General features: G+C 46.8%; 1 protein-coding gene and 1 pseudogene. Both read right to left on the reverse strand.

Features of this window, described 5'->3' with window-relative positions:
* Positions 1-189 precede the first annotated feature (189 nt).
* Positions 190-1494, reverse strand: coding sequence for a hypothetical protein (locus tag NW863_RS12885; RefSeq protein WP_414366838.1), 1305 nt, complete (start codon positions 1492-1494; stop codon positions 190-192).
* A gap of 49 nt (positions 1495-1543) precedes the next feature.
* Positions 1544-1933: pseudogene (locus NW863_RS12890) on the reverse strand (peptidase M61); the annotation flags it as partial.

The raw sequence follows: 1933 nt of genomic DNA on the forward strand, positions 1-1933 counted from the left end.
AGACTGGAGCCCCCCTCCGAGGATCCCTACGGATCGGGATCCCGGCTGGATCGGGAAGTTCGGCTGGCCATTTTGGGCAAGGCGGGCAGCACGCCCATGCCGGCTTTTGCCGAGGATCCCTGGTGGTGTGTGGAGCAGGCTGTCAAAATTGTGGCTTGAGCTAATGCGCTTGGGTGCCTTTCAGATTTCTCAAAGATGACTTTTTAGGATCCCCTCAAAGGTAGCCTCAACCTCATCAACGCTGATGACTGATAAACGATAGAGGGAAGATAGGCTGGTTCTTACATCTTGGCTGGCATCAGTTAAAACCATGAAAACTTGGTTTTTCTGGAGACCAAGGTCAGAAGCAATCTTGGAGTACTTCTGTACTTTGTCTTGGTACTCGCCTGTCTTTGATTCCACCCAGTAGAATTGATCGTTAATATGAAAGAAAAGATCCATTTCAAACTTATCTCCATTCGGCAAAGTAACTTGAGCATTTGTTATGTAAGAGAAATCAATTTTTCCAGCTTGACTTGCAGCAAGGCAGATCAGCTTATCCCTAACGTATCTCTCTAGCCATTTTCCTGAGAGAAAATTTAGTGCTTGGGGCGACCTACTGGGTCTTGCTACCAACAGATACCTGGGTGCCTTAAAGTATCTGTACTCTTCTAAAAATGCGATTCCGTGTAACTCTTTGGCAACCTGGCAAGTTGAGCTGATTACTTGTTGAGGCTCGTCTTTAAGGTTTATTGAGAAAGAGTTTCCGCTATTCATATTTGATTTAATCATTCTATAGAATCTTTTAATCAAAGAATATCGATTGCCCATAAAGGCAGCTATTTGATCTAATTTTTCCTCTTTTTCTTTCACATCTATGCTTTTGATTTTTACGTTTTTTGAGCTTAAGAATGATTCTATCTTTGATACGTCGACCTCTAATATACCGGCGGCAGCGATCTCCTCTTTATCTCTCGGTACATCGTCTGTTAGCCTAGGCTCTGGTGTTTCATGACTGGCAACCTGCTCATTCTGAGAGCTCTGATCTGTAGTTTGGGATATCTCTAATCTGGGAGAACTTTGGATAGCAATCTGTAGTCGCTGATAAATATCTTTAGTTTCTTTCACTAGGTTTTCCAGGATGGCTCGCTGATCGTTTAGCTGCTCATTATGTTCGGAAAACTTTACAGATATAGCCTGCAGAAGATCCCTACTCCAACTTTGCAGCAAATCTTGGTGACTATCTACAAGACGAGATCTAAGCCCTTTGAGATCGGCTTGAGTAGCCTGTAACTTCCGAGAAATCTCGTCTGCCAATCCTTCGACCAGTTTGGTTAAGGTTTTGTTGGCGTTGTTGAGTTCTTGGCTGTGTTGCCTTAAGTGTGAAGATATCTCTCTAATGATCTCTTGTTTCCAGATTTCCGGTCTAGGACTGACCTTGTAATGGCGAGCAACGTAAACACCCAATGAGAAACCAACAGCCACCCCAATTAATAAAACCAAAACGAAGTCCATTAGATTCGCTCCTGACCCCTGTTGTTACTTCTCGTTTAAGTTAACTAGGTTACTCGCTTGTTTCAAGATTCTCAGGCGAGGTGAGCGAATTTTCAAGAAGAGGCGTATCTTGTCCCGAAGAGCCGAGCAGGGATCCCAGCCAGCCCTGCTGGAGCGCTTTCTGGGTGGGAGTGAGTTGCGGCAACGCTTCGAGGGTGTAAACATCCGGGCGGGGTGGATCCAAGGGGATCCAGAAGTGTTTCAACTGATCGCCTTGGAAGACGCTCAGGCAGATCACCTGGTGGGGCTGGTAGGCCGCCAAGCGCTCCGGCAAGGTGGTGGCGCTCACCCGAAAGCCGTCTAGGGCTACGAGCTCGTCGCCAGCCCAGATGCCTGCTTTTTGGGCCGGGGATCCCATCTCGACGGCGCTGATGCGGTTGCCTTCCCCATTGAAGTGGAG

Source organism: Synechococcus sp. B60.1 (assembly GCF_047462555.1).
Lineage (GTDB): Bacteria > Cyanobacteriota > Cyanobacteriia > Thermostichales > Thermostichaceae > Thermostichus.